This is a genomic window from Bradyrhizobium sp. LjRoot220, assembly GCF_964252915.1.
Classification (GTDB): Bacteria; Pseudomonadota; Alphaproteobacteria; order Rhizobiales; family Xanthobacteraceae; genus Bradyrhizobium.
Window position 1 is genome coordinate 161955 of the sequence record NZ_CAXUPS020000006.1, and the last position, 26096, is coordinate 188050.

At 63.6% G+C, this 26096-nt stretch carries 25 protein-coding genes; 17 read left to right on the plus strand and 8 right to left on the minus strand.

All coding sequences use genetic code 11. The features are described 5' to 3' along the window. Positions 1-87 precede the first annotated feature (87 nt). Positions 88-834 carry a superoxide dismutase gene (locus tag ACSQ84_RS24095; protein WP_436214215.1) on the plus strand — a complete coding sequence of 249 codons (747 nt, stop codon included), beginning with the start codon at positions 88-90 and terminating at the stop codon, positions 832-834. 76 nt (positions 835-910) lie between these two features. Here ACSQ84_RS24095 and katG read toward each other — a convergent pair whose 3' ends face one another. Further along, complete coding sequence (gene katG, locus ACSQ84_RS24100) at positions 911-3049, minus strand: catalase/peroxidase HPI (protein ID WP_436214216.1); 2139 nt, start codon at positions 3047-3049, stop codon at positions 911-913. Positions 3050-3148: 99 nt separating this feature from the next. Here katG and ACSQ84_RS24105 point away from each other — a divergent pair, with 99 nt between their 5' ends. From ACSQ84_RS24105 to ACSQ84_RS24120, 4 genes are all read left to right on the plus strand, one after another. Continuing rightward, on the plus strand, positions 3149-4096 hold the full coding sequence (locus tag ACSQ84_RS24105; protein WP_436214217.1) for a LysR substrate-binding domain-containing protein: 948 nt from the start codon (positions 3149-3151) through the stop codon (positions 4094-4096). After that, positions 4093-4554: a GNAT family N-acetyltransferase gene (locus ACSQ84_RS24110; RefSeq protein ID WP_436214218.1), complete on the plus strand. Its 462-nt coding sequence runs from the start codon at positions 4093-4095 to the stop codon at positions 4552-4554. Before ACSQ84_RS24105 ends, ACSQ84_RS24110 begins: the two co-directional genes overlap by 4 nt. Positions 4555-4643: 89 nt before the next feature. Beyond that, positions 4644-5483, plus strand: coding sequence for a hypothetical protein (locus ACSQ84_RS24115; RefSeq protein ID WP_436214219.1), 840 nt, complete (start codon positions 4644-4646; stop codon positions 5481-5483). A 68-nt stretch (positions 5484-5551) separates the two neighbouring features. Beyond that, positions 5552-6148 carry a glutathione S-transferase family protein gene (locus tag ACSQ84_RS24120; protein WP_436214220.1) on the plus strand — a complete coding sequence of 199 codons (597 nt, stop codon included), beginning with the start codon at positions 5552-5554 and terminating at the stop codon, positions 6146-6148. A 110-nt stretch (positions 6149-6258) separates the two neighbouring features. Here the strand turns inward: ACSQ84_RS24120 and fabB are convergent, their stop codons facing one another. Then, positions 6259-7482: a beta-ketoacyl-ACP synthase I gene (gene fabB, locus ACSQ84_RS24125; protein WP_436214221.1), complete on the minus strand. Its 1224-nt coding sequence runs from the start codon at positions 7480-7482 to the stop codon at positions 6259-6261. A 77-nt stretch (positions 7483-7559) separates the two neighbouring features. After that, complete coding sequence (gene fabA / locus ACSQ84_RS24130) at positions 7560-8087, minus strand: 3-hydroxyacyl-[acyl-carrier-protein] dehydratase FabA (RefSeq protein ID WP_436214222.1); 528 nt, start codon at positions 8085-8087, stop codon at positions 7560-7562. A gap of 341 nt (positions 8088-8428) precedes the next feature. Here fabA and irrA point away from each other — a divergent pair, with 341 nt between their 5' ends. Next, positions 8429-8920: an iron response transcriptional regulator IrrA gene (gene irrA / locus ACSQ84_RS24135; RefSeq protein WP_436214223.1), complete on the plus strand. Its 492-nt coding sequence runs from the start codon at positions 8429-8431 to the stop codon at positions 8918-8920. Between the two features lie 166 nt (positions 8921-9086). Here irrA and ACSQ84_RS24140 read toward each other — a convergent pair whose 3' ends face one another. After that, positions 9087-9614, minus strand: a complete 528-nt coding sequence (locus ACSQ84_RS24140; RefSeq protein ID WP_436214224.1) for an SH3 domain-containing protein — start codon at positions 9612-9614, stop codon at positions 9087-9089. 447 nt (positions 9615-10061) lie between these two features. Here ACSQ84_RS24140 and ACSQ84_RS24145 point away from each other — a divergent pair, with 447 nt between their 5' ends. Next, positions 10062-11063: a 2-hydroxyacid dehydrogenase gene (locus tag ACSQ84_RS24145; protein ID WP_436214225.1), complete on the plus strand. Its 1002-nt coding sequence runs from the start codon at positions 10062-10064 to the stop codon at positions 11061-11063. Positions 11064-11082: 19 nt separating this feature from the next. Then, complete coding sequence (locus tag ACSQ84_RS24150; protein WP_436214226.1) at positions 11083-11763, plus strand: uridine kinase; 681 nt, start codon at positions 11083-11085, stop codon at positions 11761-11763. Between the two features lie 120 nt (positions 11764-11883). On the opposite strand, the gene ACSQ84_RS24155 is transcribed toward ACSQ84_RS24150, so the two are convergent. Then, entirely contained in the window at positions 11884-12813 is a 930-nt protein-coding gene (locus ACSQ84_RS24155) for a LysR family transcriptional regulator (RefSeq protein ID WP_436214227.1), read from the minus strand. 123 nt (positions 12814-12936) lie between these two features. Between ACSQ84_RS24155 and ACSQ84_RS24160 the strand changes: the two genes are divergently transcribed. The 3 genes from ACSQ84_RS24160 to ACSQ84_RS24170 all read left to right on the plus strand — a co-directional run bounded on the left by ACSQ84_RS24160 (position 12937) and on the right by ACSQ84_RS24170 (position 14839). Next, a complete protein-coding gene (locus ACSQ84_RS24160; protein WP_436214228.1) occupies positions 12937-13929 on the plus strand; it encodes an aldo/keto reductase in 993 nt (330 codons plus the stop codon). Between the two features lie 153 nt (positions 13930-14082). Further along, the gene (locus tag ACSQ84_RS24165; RefSeq protein ID WP_436214229.1) at positions 14083-14289 is read left to right on the plus strand and encodes a hypothetical protein; all 207 of its coding nucleotides are present in this window, start codon (positions 14083-14085) and stop codon (positions 14287-14289) included. Positions 14290-14365: 76 nt separating this feature from the next. Continuing rightward, positions 14366-14839: a hypothetical protein gene (locus tag ACSQ84_RS24170; protein WP_436214230.1), complete on the plus strand. Its 474-nt coding sequence runs from the start codon at positions 14366-14368 to the stop codon at positions 14837-14839. A gap of 18 nt (positions 14840-14857) precedes the next feature. Here the strand turns inward: ACSQ84_RS24170 and ACSQ84_RS24175 are convergent, their stop codons facing one another. Beyond that, a complete protein-coding gene (locus tag ACSQ84_RS24175; RefSeq protein WP_436214231.1) occupies positions 14858-15658 on the minus strand; it encodes a HesA/MoeB/ThiF family protein in 801 nt (266 codons plus the stop codon). Between the two features lie 242 nt (positions 15659-15900). Here ACSQ84_RS24175 and ACSQ84_RS24180 point away from each other — a divergent pair, with 242 nt between their 5' ends. Further along, positions 15901-17274, plus strand: coding sequence for a serine protease (locus tag ACSQ84_RS24180; protein WP_436214232.1), 1374 nt, complete (start codon positions 15901-15903; stop codon positions 17272-17274). Positions 17275-17317: 43 nt separating this feature from the next. Here the strand turns inward: ACSQ84_RS24180 and ACSQ84_RS24185 are convergent, their stop codons facing one another. Next, the gene (locus tag ACSQ84_RS24185; protein ID WP_436214233.1) at positions 17318-19420 is read right to left on the minus strand and encodes a HAMP domain-containing methyl-accepting chemotaxis protein; all 2103 of its coding nucleotides are present in this window, start codon (positions 19418-19420) and stop codon (positions 17318-17320) included. Between the two features lie 483 nt (positions 19421-19903). Between ACSQ84_RS24185 and ACSQ84_RS24190 the strand changes: the two genes are divergently transcribed. Then, on the plus strand, positions 19904-20641 hold the full coding sequence (locus ACSQ84_RS24190; RefSeq protein WP_436214234.1) for an AAA family ATPase: 738 nt from the start codon (positions 19904-19906) through the stop codon (positions 20639-20641). A gap of 160 nt (positions 20642-20801) precedes the next feature. On the opposite strand, the gene mutM is transcribed toward ACSQ84_RS24190, so the two are convergent. After that, on the minus strand, positions 20802-21695 hold the full coding sequence (gene mutM / locus ACSQ84_RS24195) for a bifunctional DNA-formamidopyrimidine glycosylase/DNA-(apurinic or apyrimidinic site) lyase (RefSeq protein WP_436214235.1): 894 nt from the start codon (positions 21693-21695) through the stop codon (positions 20802-20804). A 79-nt stretch (positions 21696-21774) separates the two neighbouring features. Between mutM and ubiE the strand changes: the two genes are divergently transcribed. From ubiE to dut, 4 genes are read left to right on the plus strand one after another with little or no spacing between them, the layout of a single operon-like run. Beyond that, on the plus strand, positions 21775-22536 hold the full coding sequence (gene ubiE, locus ACSQ84_RS24200) for a bifunctional demethylmenaquinone methyltransferase/2-methoxy-6-polyprenyl-1,4-benzoquinol methylase UbiE (RefSeq protein WP_436214236.1): 762 nt from the start codon (positions 21775-21777) through the stop codon (positions 22534-22536). Beyond that, positions 22533-24107 (plus strand): 2-polyprenylphenol 6-hydroxylase, encoded by a 1575-nt coding sequence (ubiB, locus tag ACSQ84_RS24205; RefSeq protein WP_436214237.1) that lies wholly within the window; start codon positions 22533-22535, stop codon positions 24105-24107. The genes ubiE and ubiB overlap by 4 nt, the downstream gene beginning before the upstream one ends. Positions 24108-24162: 55 nt before the next feature. Next, positions 24163-25611 carry a bifunctional phosphopantothenoylcysteine decarboxylase/phosphopantothenate--cysteine ligase CoaBC gene (coaBC, locus tag ACSQ84_RS24210; protein ID WP_436214238.1) on the plus strand — a complete coding sequence of 483 codons (1449 nt, stop codon included), beginning with the start codon at positions 24163-24165 and terminating at the stop codon, positions 25609-25611. Further along, entirely contained in the window at positions 25608-26066 is a 459-nt protein-coding gene (dut, locus tag ACSQ84_RS24215) for a dUTP diphosphatase (protein WP_436214239.1), read from the plus strand. Before coaBC ends, dut begins: the two co-directional genes overlap by 4 nt. Positions 26067-26096 lie beyond the last annotated feature (30 nt).

Here is a 26096-nt window from a genome sequence, read left to right on the forward strand (position 1 = left end):
CGGAATGGGGCTGACTTCGCAGCTGGACGTTGGACCCGTTACGATCGTCCGAACCGAGCACAGGCTCGTCACGCAGGGAGAGACTACATGTCCGCACTATCGCGCCGTCATTTTTTCAGCGCCGCCGCCGGCCTCGTTGCCGTCGCCGCCGCACCGCGTGTCGTCTTTGCTCAGGCCGCCGCGCCTGTGGCTGCCCCGGCCGCGGCAGGTCCGTTCACGCTGCCGCCACTCGGCTACGCCTTCAACGCGCTGGAGCCGCATATCGACGCCAAGACCATGGAAATCCATCACGATCGTCATCATGCCGCTTACGTCAACAACATGAATACTTTCGCGAAGACCAATACCCAGCTCGGCACGAGCAAGATCACGGATATCCTCGGCAATCTGAACGCCCTGAACGACGACATCAAATTCGGTGTGCGCAACAATCTCGGCGGCCACGCCAACCACACCATGTTCTGGGAGATCATGGCGCCGGGCGGCGGCAAGCCGGAAGGCGAAGTGCTGGCCGCGATCGACAAGGACCTCGGCGGCCTGGAAAAATTCCAGAACGACTTTAACGCCGCCGGCGGACGCCAGTTCGGCTCGGGCTGGGTGTTCGTGACCGTCAACAAGGACGGCAAGCTCGCGATCGAGACCCGCCCGAACCAGGACAATCCGATCATGGACGGCAAGCGCGCGCTGCTCGGCAACGACGTCTGGGAGCACGCCTATTATCTCAACTACCAGAACCGTCGCGCCGATTATCTCAAGGCGTGGTGGAACACGGTGAACTGGGCCAAGGTCGCCGAGCGCTACGCGGCGGCCAAGGCCGGCACGCTCGGCGTCTGATCGCGTTTTATCGGACGTGAAAAAGGGCGGCCGATACGGCCGCCCTTTTGATTTTTGGAGTTACATCCGCGCAAACTTAGAAGCGATCGGCGTTCATCACCTTGGTCCAGGCCGCCACGAAATCCCCGACGAACTTCTCCTTCGAATCCGCGCAGGCATAGACCTCGGCGAAGGCGCGCAGCTGCGAATGCGAACCGAAGATCAGATCGACGCTGGTGGCGGTCCACTTGACCGCCTTCGTCTTGGAGTCGCGACCCTCGTACACATTGTCGCCCGACGGCTGCCACTGCGTGCCCATGCTGAGCAGGTTGACGAAGAAATCGTTCGTCAATGTTCCCACCTTGCTGGTGAATACGCCGTGCTTTGATCCACCGGCATTCGCGCCGAGGACACGCAGGCCGCCGACGAGCGCGGTCAGCTCGGGTCCCGTCAACCGCAGCAATTGCGCGCGGTCAATCAGCGCTTCCACGGGCGCCAGGAACTGATGCTTCTTGCCACTGATATAGTTGCGGAAGCCGTCGGCACGCGGTTCGAGCGGAGCAAAGGAGGCAACGTCGGTTTGATCCTGCGACGCATCCATCCGCCCGGGCGTGAACGGCACCTTGACGTCGAGGCCGGCGTCCTTTGCGGCTTTTTCGATTGCTGCGCAGCCGCCGAGAACGATCAGATCGGCCAGCGAAACCTTCTTGCCGAACTCCTTCTGGATCGCCTCCAACTTCTGCAGCACCGTCGCCAGCTCCGCCGGCTGATTGACATCCCAATCCTTCTGCGGGCTGAGACGAATCCGCGCGCCATTGGCGCCGCCACGCTTGTCGGAGCCGCGGAAGGTCGAGGCCGACGCCCATGCGGTCGAAACAAGCTGGGACACCGACAGACCCGAGCCGAGAATCTTCGTCTTCAGCGCAGCGACGTCCTGCTCGCCGATCAGTGGATGATCCACCGCCGGGATCGGGTCCTGCCAGATCAGCGTCTCCTTCGGCACGAGCGGGCCGAGATAGCGCGCGATCGGGCCCATGTCACGGTGCGTGAGCTTGAACCAGGCCCGCGCGAACGCGTCCGCGAACTGGTCCGGGTGCTCATAGAAGCGCCGCGAAATCTTCTCATAGGCCGGATCGAAGCGCAGCGACAGGTCGGTGGTCAGCATGGTCGGCACATGCTTCTTCGACTTGTCGTAGGCGTCCGGGATGCTGGCTTCGGCACCTTTGGCCTTCCACTGCTTCGCACCGGCCGGGCTCTGCGTCAGCTCCCATTCGTTCTCGAACAGGTTCTTGAAGAACAGATTGCTCCACTTCGTCGGCGTCTGCACCCAGGTGACTTCCGGACCGCCGGTGATGGCGTCGGGCCCGACGCCGGTGCCGTACTTGCTCTTCCAGCCGAGGCCCTGATCCTCAAGCGCGCCGCTTTCCGGGTCCGCGCCCACCAGCGACGGATCGCCGGCGCCGTGGGTCTTGCCGAAGGAGTGGCCGCCGGCAATCAGGGCGACGGTTTCTTCGTCGTTCATCGCCATGCGGAAGAACGTTTCGCGGATGTCCTTGGCCGCTGCGAGCGGATCCGGATTGCCGTTCGGACCTTCCGGATTGACGTAGATGAGGCCCATCTGGACGGCGCCGAGCGGTTCAGCGAGCTGGCGTTCGCCGCTGTAGCGTTCGTCGCCGAGCCACGTGCCCTCAGGGCCCCAGAACAGCTCCTCGGGCTCCCAGACGTCAGCGCGGCCGCCGGCAAAGCCGAACGTCTTGAAGCCCATCGATTCGAGCGCGACGTTGCCGGCGAGAATCATCAGGTCGGCCCACGAGAGTTTGCGGCCGTATTTCTGCTTGATCGGCCACAGCAGCCGGCGCGCCTTGTCGAGGTTGGCGTTGTCAGGCCAGCTGTTCAGTGGCGCGAAGCGCTGCTGACCGGCCCCGGCGCCACCGCGGCCGTCCGTAATGCGATAGGTGCCGGCGCTGTGCCACGCCATGCGGATCATCAGACCGCCATAGTGACCGAAATCGGCCGGCCACCACTCCTGCGACTCTGTCATCAGGCCGTGCAGGTCCTTGATCACGGCATTGAGGTCGAGGGTCTTGAACTCCTTGGCGTAATCGAACGTTTTGTCCATCGGATCGGACAAGTCGGAATTGCGGTGGAGAACCGAAACGTCCAGCGCATCGGGCCACCAGTCGCGATTCTTCCGTCCGCGCGCACCCGGAAACGGGCATTTGGTTACATCATCCATGGTCGACTCCTGGGGTCTTCGTTCAGATTGGAGGCAATCTAAGCGCCGCCTCCCATCAGGTAAAGTTGATTTTAATGATCGACATGATAAGTTAATCTGATGATTCAGGTGTCGCTCAGACAGCTTCGCTACTTCGATGCGCTGGCCCGTCACGGTCATTTCGGGCGCGCGGCGGAAGCCTGTTCGATCTCGCAGCCGGCGCTGTCGATGCAGATCAAGGAGATGGAGGCAGCGCTCGGCGGCGTGCTGCTGGAACGGAGCGCGCGGCAGGTCACGCTAACGAAGTTCGGCGAAGAGATCGTCCAGCGTGTCCGCGATATCCTGCGCTCGGTCGATGAACTCGGCGACTTCGCGCGCGCGTCGCAGGACCGGCTGGCGGGACGGCTGCGCATCGGCATGATCCCGACGATCGCGCCCTACCTGTTGCCCAAGGTGATCGAGAATCTCGCGCGCATTCATCCGGAACTCGACATTCACGTGCGCGAAACACTGACGCCGAAGCTGATCAAGGAAGTGGTGGAAGGCCGGCTCGATACGGCGATCGTCGCATTGCCGATATCGGAGCCGTCGCTGACCGAGGTCGCGTGCTTTTCCGAAAACTTCCTGCTGGTGCGGCCGGGCGAGGATGAGGGAACGCCGGTGCCGAGCCACGAGACGCTGCGCGAAATGCGATTGCTGCTGCTCGAAGAGGGACATTGTTTCCGCGACCAGGCGCTGTCGTTCTGCAACCTGCAGTCGCCGCCGCGCGAGGTGCTGGACGCAAGTTCGCTGTCCACACTCGTTCAGATGGTCGGCGCCGGCATCGGCGTCACCTTGATTCCGGAAATGGCGGTCGCGGTGGAAACCCGCTCGGCGCCGGTCTCGCTCGCCCGGTTCAGCGATCCGCAGCCGTCGCGAACCATCGGCATGGTCTGGCGCAGGACAAGCCCGCTGGCCGCACAGTTGCAGCAGATCTCGGAAGTGGTTTGCCTCGCCGCCGACGCGTTGCGCGAACAGCGCAAGGCGAAACCCTCGTCGAAGCGACCAGCCACAGGTCCCACCCGATGACACCGGTAATCCGTCCCGCTCTTGCAGAAGAATATGACGAAGTCGCCCGCGTCTGGATGAACAGCTGGGCCTCGACCGGGATCGAAGCGGCCAGCGATGCGCTGCTGGAAAAACTGCGCGCGCGGGTTCGCACCGATGTGACGAACGGCTGGAGCCTCTATGTCGCCGACGACCGCGGTAGATTGGCGGCGATGCTGGCGTTGCAGTTGCCTGATTGCAATCTCGACCAGCTATTCGTGGCGCCGGAGTATCAGGGCAAGAGCATTGGCCGCATGCTGATGGCCTTCACGCGCGAACATCTGCCCAACGAGATCTGGCTGCGTTGCGCGCGCGAAAATGAAAAGGCCTGGCGTTGGTATGAGCGCGAAGGCTTTGTGTTCGAGCGAGAAGCAGTCTCGCCGATGACCGGGCATATGATGAAATACTATCGCTGGAAGAAGGAAGGCGCAGCACGATAGACAAGCCGCGACGAAACAACTTGCGGATGCTCGCGGTGCGCTCTAGTTAGACGCATCCGTGCACGCCCATCTTCCCTTCCCGAGTCTTCATGATCCGCGCCCTCGCCGTTGCACTCACGCTGTCCTGTTTTATCGCTTCGGCATGGGCACAAGCCCAGCCCGCGCCGCCAGCAGCAGTGCCTGCCGGAACATCCGCGCCCAAGCCTGTCGCCAAGAAGCCGGCGACGAAGGCCAAGACCAGCGCGAAGCCAGCCGCGCCGACAGAAAGCGGGCCGTGCCGAATCGGCGTCATTCCGGTGGTCGGCGATCAGTTCGCGGTTCAGAAAATCGGCCTGACGATATTCAACATCGAGTATGCGGATGTATCGATCGAAGCCTGGGGCCTGAACGATCTCGTGGTCGCGCGCGTTCGCGCCGCCGCGGGTTCCGGCACAGGCGTGAGGCGAATAGCGTACCCGAAGGAAGCGTTTGCGTCCTACGACCATCCTGCCCCGGCGCTGTTTCGAAATCCCGAGAGCGAGCTAATCACCATCGTGCGGCAAGTCACGGCGAACGCTGGTTGCGAGAGTTATATGACCGTCACCAAGTTTACCGGCAAGTTGGAGGGCACCAACCAGACCCTGCGCGGCATCGGTGTGTACAATCGAAGCATCGGCAGCCTGATCGGCCACACCCGTCTGTTCGCCAACGTCCAGGTGACGATGTTTGACGGACAAACCTACGCGATCCGCAAACAACCTTTTAACCTTGATCTTGGAACGGCGCTGGCGAGCGGCTTTGGGGTTGAGAACCCGTTGACTAAACTCGACAACGCCGTGTTTCCGGAACCGGCGACGGGCGCGGCGAGCAGCGCGGCATTGCGGGATGGTACGCGGGCATTGCTTGTCGCGCGTCTCGACAAAATTCTGCCACCTCTGCTTGGGCATTAACGCAAGTTATTGCGCGACTGACCGGTCTGCGCACACATACACGGATCAATCCACAACGGGACTTCGCCATGATGCAGCTCTATTGGTCGCCACGTTCGCGCTCGTTCTCCTCGCTGTGGCTGATGGAGGAGACCGGCCAGCCCTATGAACGCGTATTGACCGATATTTCGACCGGCGCGCAGCGCAGGGCCGAATATCTTGCGATCAATCCGATGGGCAAGGTGCCGGCGCTCAGGGATGGCGAAGCGACGCTGGCCGAGGCCGCCGCGATCGCCGCCTATGTCGCCGAGCGCTATCCCGAAGCCAGGCTGGCGCCGCCGCTCGGCGATCCGCTGCGGGCGAAATATCTCTATTGGCTGTTCTTCGGCCCCGGCTGTATCGAGCCGGCGATCGTGCAGCTCGCAACCAAGCTCGAGATGAATCCGGTCGCCGCCGGCTGGGGTGACTCGCAGCGGGTGATGGACGTGCTCGACGTCGCGCTGGAAAAGGGGCCGTGGATCCTCGGCGAAGCGTTCTCGGCCGCCGATATCGTGATCGGCTCCGGGCTGAACTTTGCCGTCCGTCTGTTCAAGATCATCCCGTCGCGGCCGTCGTTCGACGCCTATCTCGATCGATGCGCGGCGCGCCCGGCATTCCAGCGCGCGGAGAAAATCGCGGCGGGGTGAACCGTAGGGTGGGCAAAGGCGCGCCTTCGCGCCGTGCCCACCACGTTTCGATAGAACATTGTGTTAGATGGTGGGCACGCTCCGCTTTGCCCACCTACGGTGCTTAAATCTCACGCATCCAACCGCTTGAACACCAGCGTGGCGTTGGTGCCGCCGAAGCCGAACGAGTTCGACAGCACGGTGCCGAGCTTGGCGTTATCGATGCGCTTGCGCACGATCGGCATGTCGGCGAACACCGGGTCGAGTTCGCTGATATTGGCGCTCTCGCACACAAATCCGTTGTTCATCATCAGCAGCGAATAGATCGCTTCCTGGACGCCGGTGGCGCCGAGCGAATGTCCGGTCAGTGCCTTGGTCGCCGAGATCGGCGGGCATTTTTCGCCCGTGCCGAACACCCTGCGGATCGCCTCGATCTCCGGCGGATCGCCGGCGGGCGTCGAGGTCGCATGCGGATTGATATAGTCGATCGGCGTCTTCACGCTCTCCATCGCCATCCGCATGCAGCGCTCGGCGCCTTCGCCCGAAGGGGCCACCATGTCGTAGCCGTCAGACGTCGCGCCATAGCCGACCACTTCGCCGTAGATGCGCGCGCCGCGGGCCTTGGCATGTTCGAGCTCTTCCAGCACCACCACCCCGGCGCCGCCCGCGATGACGAAGCCGTCGCGGCTGACGTCATAGGGACGCGACGCGGTCGCGGGCGTGGCGTTGTATTTCGAGGACATCGCGCCCATGGCGTCGAAAAGCACCGACAGCGACCAGTCGAGTTCTTCGCAGCCGCCGGCGAAGATCACATCCTGCTTGCCGATCTGGATCGTCTCATAGGCATTGCCGATGCAATGGTTCGACGTGGCGCAGGCCGACGAGATCGAATAGTTCACGCCCTTGATCTTGAACCAGGTCGCCAGCGTGGCTGAAGCCGTCGACGACATCGCCTTCGGCACTGCGAACGGGCCGACACGCTTCGGGCCCTTGGTGCGCGTAATATCGGCCGCCTCGACGATGGTGCGCGCGGATGGTCCGCCGGACCCCATGATGATGCCGGTGCGGACGTCGGAAACTTCGGTCGGACTGAGGCCGGAATCCTGGATCGCCTGCTCCATCGCGACGTGATTCCACGCCGCGCCCTCGCCGAGGAAGCGCATCGCGCGCCGGTCGACGACGTCGGCGGGATTGAGGCTCGGAGCGCCCTGCACCTGGGAGCGGAAGCCGAGTTCGGCATATTTCTCCGCGCGCGTGATCCCGGACTTCGCCTCGTGAAGGCTCGCAAGCACTTCCTGGGTGTTATTTCCGATGGATGAGACAATACCCATCCCGGTGATGACAACCCGCCTCATGATCGCCTCGTCCTGTCGTTTGCGTTTATGTGATGGCTGCCGCCAGCCGGATGCCGCCGCATGGAAGAGCCGGTGACTTACGCTCCCGGCAATGTGGCACCCTGCTTCAACAGCCCCACCCTCAGATCCTTCGCGCGATAGATAATCTCGCCATCGGCCGAAAGCCAGCCATCGGCGATACCCAACCAGAGCTTCATGCGCATCACGCGCTTGATATCGACGTTGTACACAATCTTGCGGACGTTCGGCATCACCTGACCGGAGAATTTCAGCTCACCGAGGCCCAACGCCCGGCCACGGCCCTCGCCGCCGGTCCAGCCGAGATAAAAGCCGACCATTTGCCACAGCGCGTCGAGGCCGAGGCAGCCCGGCATCACGGGATCGCCTTTGAAATGGCAGCCGAAGAACCAGAGATCCGGATTGACGTCGAGTTCGGCGCGAACGATGCCCTTGCCGTATTCCCCGCCGGTTTCGGAAATCTCAGTGATGCGATCGAACATCAGCATCGGCGGCAGCGGCAATTGCGCATTGCCCGGGCCGAACAGCTCGCCGCGGCCGCACGCCAGCAAATCCTCGTATTCGTAACCGCCGCGGCGATTCAGCATCGTTTCAGCCTCTCTCAAATGTCCCGCAAAAGTATCCTGGTCACGCTTTCGAGCGGACCGGACCCGTCCCCGTGGAAGACAGCCTGTTTCCCGCAAATTGGCGCTGCTTAGGGCGCGATCGGCATTGCCTCTGCCGAATACGCATATGTGGTCCGCGCGTTCTGTAACATAGGCCTTGGCGGGCGGCAAAGCGCTGGATAAGGGCTAAAACGCCATATCGCAGCGTGGGTTCCGATTTACCTTGGGATCGTTCTAGTTGCGAAAAACTTGCATCTAAAGGATTTCCTTTTATATTGAGCAAGAATATTGCCCAAGTTCGTCAGCGTGGTACCGAAGTGGAAATGAACGAGCAGGTCTCGACCGTGAACGACGACGCCATTGATCCGGCTGCCCGTGCTGCCGGACACCAACCGGCGTTGACCGGTTGTCCTTGGCATGACGTCAATGAAATGCTGCAAGCTGCCGGCCTGCGGCCGACCCGCCAGCGCATGGCGCTCGGCTGGCTGCTGTTCGGCAAGGGCGCGCGGCATCTGACCGCTGAAATGCTCTACGAGGAAGCGACGCTGGCCAAGGTGCCGGTCTCGCTCGCCACCGTCTACAACACCCTCAACCAGCTCACCGATGCCGGCCTGCTGCGCCAGGTCAGCGTTGACGGCACCAAGACCTATTTCGACACCAACGTGACGGCGCATCATCACTTCTATCTCGAGAACAATCACGAGCTGGTCGACATTCCCGATCCGCATCTGGTGCTCTCGCGGATGCCCGACGTGCCCGAAGGCTACGAGATCGCCCGCGTCGACATGGTCGTGCGGCTGCGCAAGAAGCGCTGATATCTGTCGCCCCTGCGAACGCAGGGGCCCATAACCACAAATGTTTGTTTTGGATTCGTAGGGTGGGCAAAGGCGCGCTTGCGCCGTGCCCACCATCTATCCGGGATATGATCGAAATTGGTGGGCACGCTTCGCTTTGCCCACCCTACGGCAGAGCTAGCCTAACTCAATCCACCTTCTCGTCGGCGTAGACGCCCCACAGCCGCTGCTGCTCGATCCAGCCGTCAAAGCCGTTGCCGACCACGCGGCACCAGCCGGCCGCGCATTTCTTGACCTGGGCGACGACGCCGGCCTGCAGGCGCGCGGCGACCGCGCTCGACGGATCGGCGCGATCGTAGAGCGGCGCGAGTTCGTCCTTGGCCTTCATGGTGACGACGGCGGTGCGGCGGCCCGACAGCAGGGAGTGATAGACCCAGCCTTCGGCGCCTTCGGAATCGCGCACCCGGCGCCAGTTCTCGAATTCAGCGGTGATTTCGACCGGCAGGCCGGAACGGGTGTAAACCCAGGCGACGTCATTGTCCTTGGTCGGACCGGCCCTGACATTCACATGATCGGATTTAAGGCTGACATAACGCGGCAGCGGGAGGCCACTGGTGGTGGAGCCTGCTTCCTTGGCCGAAAAACCTGTGCTGACCGACGCGCCCAGCATGCACGCTGCCAGCACCGCCATTGAACAGAAACGCCCCAACGCCATCAACTCGTCTCCTGCCGATAACCCCTCAACTCGAATTCTTCGAGTTGAAACAATCCGCTCAACGCTCGAAACCCAAGGCCCTTAAACTCAAGACCCTTAAACTTGGGTCTCCCTGTGCCCGCCATAGTCGCAACCCGGATTGTCGTTCCCGAGAGGTTCTTGTCTTGGCCCGGCCTTCTGCTAGAGAGGACGGAACGCTTGAGACCAGAACGCTCAAATTTCCCCAACGTTACCCTTGACCCTTCCCTCGGCAGTTCCGAGGTAAGGATGGGGAACCCAAGGAAGCTCCAAGGAAAAACCATCAAGGAAGCCACCAAGGAAACGACCAGGTAGCCGTTCGAACCGCGCAGCCATTGCAGTGTCGAACAACCAGGTTAATGAGGCCTCAACGGCGAAGCATCTGCCTTGCTAAAGGTTGGGCGAGCGGTTGCCTTATGAGAGCAGGACATGTCGGTTAAGAAAAAGCCTCTCGTCGTTGTCACCCGCAAGCTCCCGGACTCGATCGAGACCCGGATGCGCGAACTGTTCGACGCGCGGTTGAATCTCGACGATACGCCGATGTCGCCGGAACAGATCGCCGAGGCGGTCCGCACCGCCGACGTGCTGGTGCCGACCGTGACCGATCTGGTCAACGAGGAAATTCTGAAACAACCCGACTGCAAGCTGCGGATGATCGCCAATTTCGGCAATGGCGTCGACAATATCGACGTCACGGCGGCGCATGCGCGCGGCATCACCGTGACCAACACGCCGAAGGTTTTGACCGAAGACACCGCCGACATGACCATGGCGCTGATCCTGGCGGTGCCGCGGCGGCTGATCGAGGGTGCCTCGATCCTCACCGACGGCAAGAACTGGCCGGGCTGGTCGCCGACCTGGATGCTCGGACACCGGATCGGCGGCAAGCGCCTCGGCATTATCGGCATGGGCCGCATCGGCCAGGCGGTGGCGCGCCGGGCGCGCGCCTTCGGCCTGCAGATCCACTATCACAACCGCCGCCCCGTCGCGCCAATGATCGCCGACGAATTGGGCGCGACCTATTGGGAAAGCCTCGATCAGATGCTGGCGCGGATGGACATCATCTCGGTGAACTGTCCGCACACGCCGGCGACGTATCATCTGTTGTCGGCGCGGCGCTTGAAACTGATCCGCAAAGAGGCCTACATCGTCAACACCGCGCGCGGCGAGGTGATCGACGAGGACACGCTGATCAAGCTGATCGAAGCCGGTGACATCGGCGGCGCGGGCCTCGACGTCTACGAGCACGAACCGGCCGTCAATCCAAAACTGGTGCGGCTGGCCAAGGCCGGCAAGGTCACGCTGCTGCCGCATATGGGCTCGGCCACGATCGAAGGCCGCGTCGAGATGGGCGAGAAGGTGATCATCAACATCCGGACCTTCCTCGACAACCACAAGCCGCCGGACCGCGTGCTGCCCAGCATGCTGTGAAGGGCTGGTGAAGGCAGACGTGAGCGGAGCCCACGCGACCCTGCTAAACCGTCTCGCTGCTGCCATCGTCGCATTGCATCCGGGGCGGATCATCCGCGTTGCAATCGACGGCGTCGATGGCGCGGGAAAAACGACGCTGGCGGACGCCGTTGCCCCGCTCGTGGCGGCACAAGGGCGCCCGACGATCCGCGCCTCGGTCGACGATTTTCATCAGCCGCGCGCGCTCCGTTATGCGCGAGGCCGGCATTCACCTGACGGCTTTTATCTCGACTCGTATGACTACGATTCATTTCGAACGCTGCTGCTCGATCCCTTGAGCCAAGGCGGCTCTGGCCGATACGCCGCAAAGCGTTTTGATCTCGACAATGATCGACCTTTCGACCTGGTGATGCAGCAGGCGGAACCTGCTTCCGCGCTCATCATCGACGGCATTTTCCTCCATCGTTCCGGGCTTCGGTCGTATTGGGACCTCTCGATCTTCCTGAAGGTCGATTTTGAGATTTCGGTGCCGCGCGGCGCGCAACGTGGTCCATCTTCTGACGTGGCCGATGCGGCTTCGAACCAGCGTTATGTCGACGGCCAGAAGCGATATCTGGGTGAGTGCGACCCGGAACGACGCGCCGATATCGTCATCGGCTACAACGACCTGCGGGGACCAATAATACTGAAGTGGGTCGGCTCGGCGCACCCGTCATCCTGAGGTGCGAGCCTTGCGGTGCACTTGCACCGCTGGGCGAACCTCGAAGGATGGGCCACAGGCGCACTCATCCTTCGAGGCGCGCAAGGGCGCGCACCTCAGGATGACGGGGGACAGCGCGAGTTAGCTCGCTACGTCCCCTTTGCCCTTCCGTTTCTCCTGCTTCCGCCATTCCGCGACAAAGCTCACGAAGGCGCCGAGCGCGGGCGGCGGCTGGCGGCGGCTCGGGTAATACAGAAACGGTCCGGGAAACGGCGCGCACCAGTCGTCGAGCACGCTGACGAGTTCGCCTGACATCACCGCCTCGCGAACGTAACCCTCAAATGTCGGCCAAAAGCCGACGCCATCGAGCGCCGCGCGCAGCGCCAGCCCCAGATGTGTTGCGATCAGCTTTCCCGGCGGCGAGACCTTGACGACACGACCAGCCTTCTCGAACTCCCATTCCGGTATCGCACCGCTGCCGAAGCGGATGCGGATGCTGGCGTGATCGAGCAGATCCTTGGGATGCTTCGGCCGGCCGTGCTGCGCAACATATTGCGGCGAAGCCACCACCGCGTAGCGCTGAGGCGGGCCGAGCGAGACCGCGATCATGTCCTGCGCCAAATGCTCGCCAAAGCGCACGCCGGCATCGAAGCCTTCGGCGACGATATCGACGAATGCGCTGTCGCCGACAATCTCGAGATCGATCTGCGGATACGCCTTGAGGAACGGCGCAACCATCGGCGCCAGCACCAGATCGATCACCGGCGGCGGCGCGTTGATCCGCAGGCGGCCGGACGGCACACCGCGCAGCCCGCGCACCTGATCCAGCCCGTCGCGGACATCCGACATCGCCGGTCCGACCCGGGCCAGCAGCAGCTCGCCGGCTTCGGTCAGCGCGACGCTGCGCGTGGTGCGGTTCATCAGGCGGACGCCGAGACGCTCCTCCATGTCGCGCAGCCGCTGGCTGAGGCTGGAGACGGAGACACGTTGCTCGATCGCGGCGCGCCGGAAATTCCTGGTGCGCGCCACGGCAACGAAGGCATCGAGATCGCGGAGATCAAAATCCTGCATTGTTCGATATATTGAACAAGCCATTTAATATTGTCCAGCTTATCGGCGTAATCGGTATGCGCCATATCCAGCCTCGTCCAACCCGGCGCGGGAAGACCCGCCGCCAATACGAGGAGCACCACCATGGAACATCGCAAACTCGGCACCACCGGCCCCACCGTCGGCGCCATCGGCCTCGGCTGCATGGGCATGTCGGACTTTTATGGCCCTGCCGACGGCAACGAGAGCATCGCCACCATCCACGCCGCGCTGGATGCCGGCATCACGCTGCTCGACACCGGCGATTTCTATGGTGTCGGCCATAACGAACTGTTGATCCGAGAGGCCTTGGCCGGCCGTAGCCGCGACAATCTGCAGATCAGCGTCAAATTCGGCGGCTTGCGTGATCCCGCACGTGGTTTCATCGGAATGGACTGCCGCCCCGCGGCGGTGAAGAATTTTCTTAGCTATTCGCTGGTCCGGCTCGGCGTCGATCACATCGACGTCTACCGGCCGGCGCGGCTCGATCCAGCGGTGCCGATCGAAGACACGGTCGGCGCCATCGCCGACATGATCAAGGCCGGCTACGTCAAGCATATCGGCCTGTCCGAAGTCGGCTCCGACACCATCCGCCGCGCCCATGCCGTGCATCCGATCGCCGATCTGCAGATCGAATATTCGCTGATCTCGCGCGGCATCGAGGACGACATCCTGTCGACCTGCCGCGAACTCGGCATCGGCATCACGGCCTATGGCGTGCTGTCGCGCGGCCTGATCAGCGGGCACTGGTCGAAAGATAAATCCGGCGCGGATTTCCGGCAGATGACCCCGCGTTTCCAGGGCGCCAATCTCGATGCCAATCTGGCGCTGGTCGAACCGCTGCGCGCGGTTGCCGCCGATCTCGGCGCATCGGTGGCGCAGGTCGCAATTGCCTGGGTCGCGGCGCAGGGCGCCGATATCGTGCCGCTGGTCGGCGCGCGGCGCCGCGACCGCCTCACAGAGGCGCTCGGCGCGCTCGATGTGAAGCTGTCAGCGGCGCATCTCGCCGCGCTCGCCGCCGCATTTCCGCCGGGCGCCGCCGCCGGCACGCGCTATGCCGCGGAGCAAATGGCACATTTGGACAGCGAGCGGCACTGACGGCGTGAACGCGATCGCACGACCTCCTCGCGCCCGCTCGAGCGGCGCGAGGAGGCTCCGTGAGGGAAATCACGGTACTTCGTCCCGGCCGTGCCTAGCGTCCTGTGGCAGCCGAAGCGGATGGCCCCTTCGTCTCGCGACAGGAGAAGACAGATGAAGAAATCCGAAAAGAACGTGACTCAAATCGAGCCCGCGAAGCTCGAAGCGCCGGTCCGGCTCACCCCGGAGCAACTCGAAATCGTCGCAGCCGGTTTCGCGAAGCAAATACTTGTCGTCAAAGACCCGATTGGCGGCACGATCCTTACCGGCGCGATCTCGCCGCGGCTGCCCACGCTGCCCACGAAGACGTTCCAGTACTGAACCGGACTGGCGACGAGACGGCGTTCGGCGCGTCGCGCGCCGGACGTCGTCCCGGAAGCCTTTTCATTCCCCGGGGGTGACGCAGCTCACCCGGCACGCGCGATTAGAGGGTTTCATGTCCAACGAATCAAAGAAACAGATCGACTGCCCAAGCTCTCAGGCTACCACCGAAGGCGCCCGGATCTTTGGCGTGATGACAGGCACGCCGGAGGACCACAGGGTCGGCTATCTCACCGAGGCCCTGCCGGTTTCCGAGAAGCTGCTTGCCCTTGCCGGAGATGCCAAGCCCACGGAACTGTTTCGCATCGCGGCCCCCTGCGCCGGCGCCAGCGGCGGCTGCAAGCATTTCAAGGGCAACAACTGCAGCCTGGCCAAACGGATCGTCGAAGGCGTTCCGGCCGTGGTCAACGCGCTGCCCGCGTGCCAGATCCGCTCGACGTGCCGCTGGTTTCGTCAGGAAGGCAAAGAAGCCTGCTTCCGCTGCCCGATCGTCATGACAGACAAATCAAATGCCTCTGATTACGAGAAGCAGATCGCCGACGCCGACTAACCGGCAAAGGGCGGACGCTTACTGGTGCCCGCTCAGGTCCGTGATGGTGGGCGCATCGCCATTGAGCGGGTTCGCGGGATCGCGCCGGTAGCGCAGGGTTTCGAAACGCATCGCGCGGGCGTCCACCATCACCAGCCGCCCGACCAGGCTGTCGCCAAAACCGACAACTTCGCGGATCGCTTCCAGCGCCATCATCGAGCCCAGCATGCCTGCGAGCGCGCCCATCACGCCGGCCTCGGCGCAGGCCGGCACCGTGCCCGGCGGCGGCGGTTCGGGGAATAGACAGCGATAGGTTGGATTGAACTGGCCGTCGGCGTCCCGTTCGTGGGCGCGGATCGTGGTCAGCGATCCGTCGAATTGGCCGAGCGCCGCTGTTATCAGCGGCTTGGCCGCGAGGAAGCAGGCGTCGGAAACCAGATAGCGGGTTTCGAAATTGTCAGAGCCGTCGAGTACCAGATCATAGCCGCCGATCAGCGACATGGCGTTGCCGGCATCGAGCCGCACGGCGTGCGCTTCGAAATTGACATGGGGATTGAGCGCGTGGATCTGCTGCGCGGCGCTGTCGACCTTGCGCTTGCCGATATCGGGCGTGGTGTGGATGATCTGGCGCTGCAGATTGGACAGCGAGACAATATCGTCATCGACCACGCCGAGCGTGCCGATGCCGGCGGCGGCGAGATACATCAGGACCGGCGCGCCGAGGCCGCCGGCGCCGATCACCAGCGCGGACGCCTCCTTGAGCGCGGTCTGGCCGGGTCCGCCGACCTCGCGCAGCACGATATGGCGGGCATAGCGTTCGAGTTCGTCGGCGGTCAGCATCGTGTTGTTGAATCCTTTTCCACATCACGCCTTTCAAACCCTCATGGTGAGGAGCGCGAAGCGCGTCTCGAACCATGAGGTCACAGTTGGGCCCTCATCCTTCGAGATGCGGCCGACGCCGCTCCTCAGGATGAGGGAGACTGAACCGGGGCGCTGTTGTTGCCGACCAAGCAGATGTGCTTAATTGACCCGAGGTCAATGATCGCTCCAGTATTCTTTCCCGTATTAGTTTGGGATTTGTCATGAGATCGGTGTTTTCCGCAACATGGATGCTCTCGGCCGCAATTTTCGCGGGCCTGGGAACATCCGCTCAGGCCCAGTTGACGCCGCCCTCCACGGCGGGCGCCAGGCCGAAACCGGTCACGACGGTACCGATCCGCCCCGCCCTGCAGAAGCCGGAGGAGACCGCCAATGCGATGGCGCAAGCCGAACGGCTGGCGCTGCAGTCCGATCTCGCCTGGATCGGCCGGTACAATGGAGCGATCACCGGCGACGTCAGCGAGCGCATGGTCAAGGCGATCAAGGAATTCCAGAAGAGCCGCGGGGCCAAGGAAACCGGCGTGCTCAATTCGCAAGAGCGCGGCATCCTCGCCGACACCGCCAGGAAGCGGCAGGAAAATGTCGGCTGGAAGGTCGTCACCGATCCCTTCGCCGGCGTGCGGCTCGGCATTCCCTCAAAACTGGTGCCGCAGCAAGCCAGCGACGCCAGCGGCACCAAATGGACTTCGCCGACCGGAACGGTGCAGATCCAACTGACGCGGCGCAAGGAAGCGGGTCCGACCACGGCGAAGCTCGCCGAGAAGGAAAAGAAGGAAGCCCAGCGCAGCATCGATTACACGGTGGTGAAGCCGGACTTCTTCGTGCTGTCCGGCCTGCAAGGCCTGAAGAAATTCTATCTGCGCGGCACCTTCAAGGGCGACGAGGTCCGCATCCTCACCATCCTCTACGATCAGGCCGTCGAGAACACCGTGGAGCCGGTGGTGATCGCGATGTCGAGCGCGTTCAACGCGTTTCCGACCGGCGCACAGGTCGCGGGGCCGCCGCCGCGCAAGGCCGTTGAGTATGGCACCGGTGTCGTCGTCAGCGATGACGGCGCGATCGTGACCGATCGCCAGATCACCGACGGCTGCGTCGCGGTCGCGATCGCAGGCTTCGGCAATGCCGATCGCGTCGCCGAGGACAAGGCGCACGATCTTGCGTTGCTGCGCATCTATGGCGCGCGCGGACTGAAGCCGCTCAGTATCGCCAATCCGGCCTCGAAGACGGCGCTCGATCTGACCGGCATTGCCGATCCTCAGAACCAGGGCGGCGGCGGCGCGGTCAGCAGCGTCAAGGCCTCGGTCGCGCAGCTCGGCGGCAGCAGCGACGTCGCGTTGTCGCCGCCGCCGGCGCTCGGCTTTTCCGGCGCGGCGGCGCTTGATGGCGACGGCAAGTTCGCCGGGATCGCGCTGCTGAAACCGGTGGTCGTCGCAGGACCGGCCAACGGTGGATCTCAGGCGGTGCTGGTGACGTCGGACTCCGTGCGCGATTTCCTCAAGGCCAATGGCGTCAATGGCGCGAACGGATCGCCGGATGCAAAAGCGTCGGTGGTGCGCGTGATCTGCGTGCGGAAGTAAACCAGCCTCCCCGCATCTGCGGAGGGGCCAATCGGCTATCGGATCAAGCCGCCTTGATGTTGCTGAGGAAGGTTTCGACGTGACCGCGCATCGTCTCCGACTGCCTCGACAATTCGCTGGAGGCCTGCAGCACCTGATGCGCGGCAGCACCGGTGTCGCCGGCGGCTTGCTGAACGCCACTCACATTCGACGCGATTTCGCCGGTGCCGAGCGCCGCCTGCTGCACGTTGCGGGCGATCTCCTGGGTCGCCGAGCCCTGCTCTTCCACGGCACCCGCGATTGCGGAGGCGATCTCGCTCATTTCATTGATGGTCGCGGAGATCCCCTTTATCGCGGCGACCGCTTCGCTGGATGAAGCCTGGATCGACGAGACCTGCGCGCCGATCTGGTCCGTTGCCTTCGCGGTTTGTTCGGCGAGGCTCTTGACCTCGGATGCCACCACCGCAAACCCCCGCCCGGCCTCACCGGCGCGCGCCGCTTCGATCGTGGCATTGAGCGCCAGCAAATTGGTCTGGCTGGCGATTTCGCTGATCAGCTTGACGACGTCGCCGATGCTGGCGGCGTCCTTGAACAGGCCCTGTACCGTCGCATTGGTGCGATCGGCCTCGCCCACGGCCTTCCGCGCGATGGTGGCCGATTGCGCGACCTGACGGCTGATCTCGGTCACCGAACTGGCCAGCTCCTCCGACGCGGCCGCGACGGTTTGCACGTTCGTCGAAGCTTCTTCGGTGGCGGCGGCGACCGCGGTCGCCTGGTTGCTGGTCTCTTCCGCCGTCGCCGTCATCGACGACGCGGTCGCCTGCAGTTCGGTCGAGGCTGACGCCACCGACCTCAGCACCGTCGATATGTTGGCATCGAAGGTCTCGGTCAGTTCATTGACCCGCGCCGCCCGCGCCACGCGCGCGCTGATAGCCTCGGCTTCCTTCTCGGCAAGCTCCCTCGCCTTGATCATGTTCTCCTTGAAGATCAGGACCGCGCGCGCCATCAGGCCGATTTCGTCCTTCTTGTCGGTCGCCGGTATGGCGACCGAGTGATCGCCGCCGGCCAGCTGACCCATGGCGCCGACCATGGTGAGAATCGGCGGCACGATCGAACGGTTGGTCAGATACACGACGGTCGCCGCGACGCCGACGCCGACACCGAGCAGCACCCAGAGCAGCGTCATCAGGAAACTGGTTTCGGCGAGAACCGTTGCGCCGTCACGTTTCAGATTGTCCTGCTGACGCGCAACCATCCCGCCGGAACGCGATCCGGCGGCGTCCTTTGTTCCGGCGAAGATATCGAGGAGCTTGTTGGCGCGGGGAGCCGCCTCGTTGGTCAGAAACCACTGCGCCATGTTCCAACGGTCAGAGGCCCGGATCTCGAACATCTTCTGCGGCAGCGGCGCGAACTTGGCACGTGCCGCCACGAGTTCATCGAACGCCTTCTGCTGGTCGCTCGTCATCTCCGCGCGCCGCTTCGAGAGCGCGTCGAATTTTTGCTGGTTGAGCGCCCACAGATCCTCGAAGTCTTTCTTGAAAGCCATGTCCGCGGTCAAAAGATAGGCGCGGATCGCACCGATCGCCATCGCCATACTGCCGCGCATGTCGGCAAAACCGATCAGCAGGCTCTTGCGCGCATCCGTCGAAGCAATGCCGCCCTCTTCGTCGATGATCGACGTCGCCTTTTGCAGCATGGTTTTGGCCAGCGGGGCCGCCTCGGTGGCGAGAATCTTTGCGGCGGGCTGCTCGTCGAGGGTGTGGGCAATCGCTTCGGCCTTGTCCTGCGCGCTGCGCAATTCATCGAGCAACGGCTTGGCCTGCTTCCAGTCCGCCTTGTTCTGTTCGGCGGTCCAGTGGCTCGAGAGATTGTCCATCGCGGAGCCGTGGCGCTGAATGTCTTTCCAGAGCGTCACGCGCTCGGCCTTGAACGCATCGTTGCCGGTGATCAGCCAGCCGCGCAGCGAGGCCAGCGAGGCGTACACCCCGGCCACCACGTCGCTTGCGGCCATCGCGGTTGGAACCCGCAGGTTGACGTTCCGGTCGGTGGATTCGTTGACCGCGCCGACCTTGACGATGGTGACGCCGACCACGCATGCCAGCAGTGCGCAGAGCACGCTGAAGCCCAGGATCAAACGGCCGCGTATATTCAAATCTAGAAATGCCATGGTGAAGCCTCTTCAAGTGCAGGCGGAAAGCTACCGGCAGCACATCAGGTTGGGCGTTAACCATGAAGAATGGAGAAACGGGCGGCCCGTACTAGTACGCAAATTCCCTGCGGCAAACTACGGACTTTCGCAACAAAAGGACGGACTCTAAACCACAGCGCGACCGCATAGATATTTGCAACGAACCATGTTGCACCGATGCGTTGCGTCAACCCGAACTTCACTTCCGCGCGTGCGAGCCCGCGCGCGATGTCGGCGGGTGGAAGCATTTCAGCGCAACCTGTGCCAGTAATCATACGGAATAGCCACAATTCTATAATCGGGCATCATTGCATTGTTACTGATTCGGACAACCGCGATCCCCTCAAGGCCTTTGGATCGGGCAGGGCAAGTCTGAGCGAGCTTGGCTCGGCACCGCAGAATGCGATGCGACTTGTGTGGCGTAACCACCGACCTCCTGAAAAGCTATCCAAAGGATTTGCAATGCAAACGATCGTATTGGCCACCCAAAAGGGTGGCTCGGGCAAAAGCACGCTTGCCATTGGCCTCGCGCTTGCCGCCATCCAGGCCGGACACACCGTTCGCCTGATCGAAACCGACTCGCAAGGCACGCTTTCGAACTGGCAGGCCCGCCGGCCCTATGCCGAACCCATTGTCGAACCGGTTTATGTCGCCGGCGACGTCGACCAACGCCTGCAGTCGCTGGACCGCGATGGCGTGACACTGACGATCATTGACACATCGGGCGGCGTCAGCGCCGCAACGACTACGGCGATCCGTCACGCCGATCTGTGCCTGATCCCGGCGCGCCCGACCGTGGCCGACATCGAGGCCACCGCTTCGACGCTCGGCGTCGTCAGGGCCTGGAACAAGCCGTTCGCCTTCATCCTCAATCAGACGCCGATCCGCGGCCAGCGCCTCACCACCGCGGCGAATGCGCTCAGCGAGGAAGCGGCGCTCGACATATCCGGCGTTGTCGCAACGCCCTTCATCGTCATGCGCAACGATCATCAGGACGCGCTGAGCGCGGGTCTTGCGGTCAACGAATATGCGCCTGGCAGCAAATCGGCCGAGGAAATCCGCGGCCTCTGGCAATGGGTCGAAGCCAAGCTGAATGCCGGCGCGACAGTTCAGGAAGTGCTCGTCGGCGAATTGCTCGAAGCGCCGCTTGCCACGATGTTTGTCGAGACGCCTGCTGAAGCGGCAGCGTTCGTCGCCTGATCACACGATCGGCTTGACGCCAACAGCAGCGGCGCGCTCCTTCAGAAGGAGGGGCGCGTTGTCGCGTTTTACCTGGAGCAGGGTCGCGGACACAAAATAGCGAAAACAACCCCATGCACAGAAAGGATGGGTTTGATTTCGCAGCACTTTTGCTGAGTGATTATTTCTGGCACTTCGGGCACCAGAAGGTCGAGCGGCCGTTCTGGACGAAGCGCCGCACGATGCCGCCGCAACGGGGTGTCTGGCATTTTTCGCCTTCGCGGTCGTAGACCTGGAACCGGTGTTGGAAATAGCCGAGTTCGCCCGAGGTCTGGCGATGATCGCTGATCGAGGAGCCGCCGGCCTTGATCGCCTGGTTCAGAACATCGTGGATCGAGCCCACCAGGCGTTTGGCGTGGTCGGTGGGCTCTGCCTTTCTGGTCGCCAGCGTCGCGGCGAGGCGCCGCGGCGACAGGTGGGCGCGATAGAGCGCTTCGCAAACATAGATGTTGCCAAGTCCCGCCACCACGCGCTGATCGAGCAAGGCGGCCTTGAGGCTGGTTTTCTTGTTGAAGCAGGCGGCCGCCAGCATCGCCGCGTCGAATTCGTTGCCGAGCGGCTCGGGACCGAGCCCTTTCAGCAGCGGCTCCTGGTCCAGCGCGTGGCGGGCGATGATCTTCATGTAGCCGAAGCGGCGCGGGTCGTTGAACACCACCGACGCGCCCGATGACATGTGGAACACGACGTGATCATGCGTGCGTTCTTCGCTGCGCGGATGGTGGAATTGGCCGGGCGTGTTCTTGCTTGCGTTGCTGCCGCCATTTTCCAGCACGCGAAACGAGCCGGACATGCCCAGATGCATCAGCAGCACGTCGCCGGAAGTCAGGTCGGCCATCAGATATTTGGCGCGGCGGCCGAGGCCGGTCACGGTCTGCCCTTCCAGCCGCGCGATAAAGTCTTTTTGAAAGGGAAACCGCAAATCCTTCCGCCGGGCTTCCGCCTTGACGATTTTTGCCCCCTCCATGACGGGTTGCAGGCCGCGGCGGACGGTCTCAACTTCGGGCAATTCGGGCATGCAGGCATTCACCTTATGAAGGTGACGTGATAGCGCCATTGCGCCGGGAGCGCTATGGTCCGGGTGTGGAGATGGATTGATGGATCGGCCGGACCAAACGACGCATTTTGGCTTCAGGGACGTCCCCCTGGGGGACAAGCAGACGCTGGTGAACGACGTGTTTCACAGCGTGGCGTCGCGCTATGATTTGATGAACGATCTGATGTCGGCGGGCCTGCACCGGGTCTGGAAGAACATCATGATCAACCAGCTCAATCCGCCGAAGAGCGACGCGCCGTTCGCGCTGCTCGACGTCGCCGGCGGCACCGGCGACATCGCCTTTCGTGCGGCCAGGGCGGCAGGCCACGGCTTCCGCGCCACGGTCTGCGACATCAACACCGACATGCTCGGCGTCGGCCGCAACCGCGCCATGGCGCGGCATCTCGACCAGCAGGTTTCGTTCGTCGAGGGCAACGCCGAGGCGTTGTCGTTTCCGGATCGCGCGTTCGATGGCTACACCATCGCGTTCGGCATCCGCAACGTGCCGCGGATCGATGCCGCGCTAAAGGAAGCCTACCGCGTGCTGAGACCCGGCAGCCGGTTTTTGTGCCTGGAGTTCTCCACCGTCGATGTGCCCGGGCTCGATCGGCTCTATGACTTTTTCTCGTTCAAGGTGATCCCGCCGCTCGGCCGCGCCGTGACCGGGGACGCCGAATCCTATCAGTATCTCGTTGAATCGATCCGGAAGTTTCCCAGGCCCAACGCCTTTGCCGAGATGATCGGTGCCGCCGGCTTTTCGCGGGTGAAGTGGGAAACCCTCTCCGGCGGCATCGTGGCGCTGCATTCGGGCTGGCGTTTGTGATCTCTGCGGTGACCCACATCGCGCGGCTTGTCCGCGCCGGTTTCGTGTTCGCGCGCGAGGGCGTATTCGGCGTCGTCGATCCGGGCCTGGTGCCGCCGCCCGGCCAGCTCGCGCTCAAGCTGGCGCGGATCATCGAGCGGCCGGGCGCCAAATCCGGCCCGCGGTTGTCGCGGGCGCTGACCCGGCTCGGGCCTGCTTACCTCAAGCTCGGACAGTTTCTGGCGACGCGGCCCGACGTGGTCGGCGTCGCGATGGCGCGCGATCTGGAAGCCTTGCAGGACCGGCTGCCGCCGTTCGCGCAAAGCGAGGCGGAGGCCGTCATTGCGGCTTCGCTGGAACGCCCTGTGGCGCAGGCATTTGCGAGCCTGGGCCCGGCGGTCGCTGCAGCATCGATCGCCCAGGTGCATCGCGGCGAGGTCACGCGCGATGGCGTTCGCAAGTCGGTCGCCGTCAAGGTGCTGCGCCCCAATGTCGCCACGCGGTTCCGCCGCGACCTCGCCGATTTCTTCTTTGTCGCGCACAACGCCGAGGCGCATTCCGCCGAAGCGCGCCGGCTGCGGCTGATCGAGGTCATCAACACGATGTCGCGCTCGGTCGCGATCGAGATGGATCTGCGGCTGGAAGCGGCCGCGATGTCCGAGATGGCGGAGAATACCCGCGACGATCCGGATTTCCGCGTGCCGGCGGTGGACTGGGACCGCACCACCCACAACGTGCTGACGATGGAATGGATCGACGGCATCGCGCTCAACGACCACGCGCGCCTCGCGCAATCGCAGGTCGACCTGCCCGATCTCGGGCGCAAGGTAATCCAGAGTTTTCTGCGCCACGCGCTGCGCGACGGCTTCTTCCATGCCGACATGCATCCCGGCAATCTGTTCCTCGACGAGACCGGCCGCCTGGTCGCGGTCGATTTCGGCATCATGGGCCGGCTTGGGCTGAAGGAGCGGCGTTTCCTCGCCGAGATTCTGCTCGGCTTCATCACGCGCGACTATCGCCGCGTCGCCGAGGTGCATTTCGAGGCCGGCTATGTGCCGGGCCATCACTCGGTCGAGAATTTCGCGCAGGCGATCCGCGCCATCGGCGAGCCGATCCACAACCGCATCGCCGAAGAAATCTCGATGGCGAAGCTGCTGACCCTGCTGCTCGAGGTCACCGGGTTGTTCGACATGCAGACCCGCCCCGAACTGATCCTGCTGCAGAAGACCATGGTGGTGGTCGAGGGGGTCGCGCGGGGCTTCGACCCGAAACTCGACATCTGGAAGGTCGCCGATCCCGTGGTGCGCGAATGGATCGAGCGCAATCTCGGCCCGATCGGACGCATTCAGGGTGCGGTATCCGGTGCGGGCGATCTCGGCCGCGTGCTGGCGGGCCTGCCGGCCATTGCCACGCGCTCGGTGACGGTGCTGGAGCAGCTGGAGAAGATGACCCGGGAGGGCGTCACGCTGTCGCCAGAGAGCATTGCGGCGCTGGGCCGGGCGGAGGGACGCAAGAGCCGCTGGCGCACCGTCGCGCTCTGGATTATTGCGGCGACGTTCATCGGGATATTGGTGGCTGTCCGGCAAATTTGATTGCAATGCATGCACCCTGTGCTAGCATTGACATCAGCACCTTCTGGAGCCTGCCATGGCCAGTCTCACCATTCGAAAGCTCGACGAGACCGTAAAAGCCTATCTACGGCTCCGATCGGCCGGCAACGGCCGCTCGGTGGAGGAAGAAGTCCGCGTCATCCTCGGCGAGCTCATCCAGGGCCGACCTGAACTGCCCACCTCGCCCTCTGCCGCCGCTGCAGCGCCTGCGGAGGCCCCTGCGCGGGCTCCGGGCCGCACCGATGCGTCCGGCCATGCCCTCGTTACCCTGATCATCGGCGGCGGCATCGCCGCCTACAAGTCCCTGGACCTGATCCGGCGGCTGAAGGAGCGGCGCATCGAGGTCCGCTGCGTGCTGACCAAGGCCGCGCAGCAATTTGTGACACCGCTGGCGGCCAGCGCGCTGGCGCATGAGCGCGTCTATACGGATCTGTTCGACGCCGAGAGCGAGTTCGACGCCGGGCATATCCGGCTGGCCCGCGACTGCGACCTGATCGTGGTGGCGCCGGCGACCGCCGACCTGATGGCGAAGATGGCGCACGGCCATGCCGACGACCTCGCCAGCGCCATTTTGCTGGCGACCAACCGGCCGATCCTGCTGGCGCCGGCGATGAACCCCTTGATGTGGAACAACGCCGCCACCCGCCGCAACGTGCTGCAGCTGCGGCGCGACGGCGTCACCACGATCGGGCCCAACGCCGGCGAGATGGCGGAGGCCAACGAGGCCGGCGTCGGACGGATGGCCGAGGCTTTGGAAATTGCCGCGGCCGCCGTCGACATATTGCGGCCGCCGCAGCCGCGGCCGCTGGCGGGAAAGCGCGTGCTGATCACGGCGGGGCCGACCCATGAGCCGATCGATCCCGTGCGCTACATCGCCAACCGCTCGTCCGGCAAGCAAGGCTTTGCAATCGCCGCCGCAGCCCAGGCCGCGGGCGCCGACGTGACGCTGGTCTCCGGCCCGGTGGATTTGCGCGATCCCGCCGGCGTAACCGTGATCCGGGTGGAATCGGCGCGCGACATGCTGCACCGGGTCGAGGCAGCCTTGCCGGCGGATATCGCGATCTTCGCCGCCGCCGTCGCCGACTGGCGCGTCGCCAATGAAGGCGAACAGAAACTGAAAAAGACATCGGCCGGCATGCCGCCGCTGCAGCTGGTCGAAAACCCTGACATCCTGGCGACGATTTCAAAACTCGGCGATAAGCGTCCGCCGCTGGTAATCGGATTTGCCGCCGAGACCGAGCATCTGATCGACAACGCCAAAGCCAAGATCGCGCGCAAGGGCTGCGACTGGATCGTCGCCAACGACGTGTCGCCGGCAACCGGCGTGATGGGCGGCGACCGCAACACCGTGCATCTGCTGCAGCGCGACGGCGCCAGAGTCGGCGGCGACGATATAGAAGTGGAGTCTTGGCCGGTCATGACCAAGGAACAGGTCGCGACCGAACTGGTGGCGCGGATCGCAAAATCACTGGAGAAGAAATCGTGAGCGCAACCGTCAAGGTCGACATCCGGCAATTGCCGCACGCCGAGGGCCTCGCGCTGCCGGCCTATCAGAGCGCGGACGCGGCGGGGCTGGATCTGCTGGCCGCGGTGCCGGCGGAAACGCCGTTGATCCTGCCGCCGGGCAAATACGCAATGGTGCCGACCGGGCTGACCATCGCATTGCCAACGGGATTTGAAGCGCAGGTACGGCCGCGCTCGGGGCTGGCGGCCAAACACGGCGTCACGGTCCTGAATACGCCCGGCACGGTCGATGCGGACTATCGCGGCGAGATCAACGTGATCCTGATCAACCACGGTGAGGCGCCATTTTCGATCCGCCGCGGCGAGCGCATCGCGCAAATGGTGATCGCGCCGGTGGTTCAGGCGCAACTGATCCAGGTCGACACGCTTTCGACCACCGACCGCGGCGCTGGCGGATTCGGCTCGACCGGGCGCTGACAGCGAACGGCAATTCGTTCATTTTTGCAC